At 73.6% G+C, this 845-nt stretch carries 1 pseudogene; it reads left to right on the top strand.

What is annotated here, in order from left to right:
* Positions 1-668 (top strand): annotated as a pseudogene (locus LPA54_RS33360) (aminotransferase class III-fold pyridoxal phosphate-dependent enzyme); the annotation flags it as partial.
* Between the last annotated feature and the right edge of the window lie 177 nt (positions 669-845).

Here is an 845-nt window from a genome sequence, read left to right as displayed (position 1 = left end):
TCTACGCCGAGACCGAGGAGCAGGAGTGCGCGCGGGCGCTGGAGCACCTGGAGACGACGATCGCCTTCGAGGGGCCGTCGACGATCGCCGCGATCATCCTGGAGACCATCCCGGGCACCGCCGGCGTCATGCCGCCCCCGCCCGGCTACCTCGCCGGCGTCCGCGAGCTGTGCGACAAGCACGGCATCGTCCTGGTGCTGGACGAGGTGATGGCCGGGTTCGGCCGGACCGGCACCTGGTTCGCGGCCGACCTGTACGACGTCGTGCCGGACCTGATGACCTTCGCCAAGGGCGTGAACTCCGGCTACGTCCCGCTGGGCGGTGTCGCCATCTCCCCGGAGATCGCCGCCACCTTCGCCACCCGCGCATACCCGGGCGGCCTGACCTACTCCGGGCACCCCCTGGCCTGCGCCGCGGCCGTCGCGACGATCAACGTGATGGAGGAGGAGGGCGTCGTCCAGAACGCGGCCTCCCTCGGCGCGTCCGTCGTCGGCCCCGGTCTGCGGGAGCTGGCCGAGCGTCACCCGAGCGTGGGCGAGGTGCGCGGCACCGGCATGTTCTGGGCGGTGGAACTGGTGCGGGACCGGGAGACCCGGGAGCCGCTGGTGCCGTACAACGCGTCCGGCGAGGCGAACGCCCCGATGGCCGCGTTCGCCGCCGCCGCGAAGAAGGCCCCGGCGCCCCGTAAGGCCACGGCGAAGAAGACGACGCCGCCCGCGAAGTGAGCGGCGCCGGCCCGCGATGAGCGGGACGGACAGGGACGCAACGGTACGGGCCGGGCACTTACGCGGTGCCCGGCCCGTACATCGGGTAGCCGACCGGCGGATGCGGGTCCGGTGACGGCG

It is taken from the genome of Streptomyces sp. DH12 (assembly GCF_020873895.1).
Taxonomy (GTDB): Bacteria; Actinomycetota; Actinomycetes; order Streptomycetales; family Streptomycetaceae; genus Streptomyces.
The sequence above is the reverse complement of the archived record's forward strand: the minus strand, read 5'-3'. Positions and strand labels throughout refer to the sequence as shown.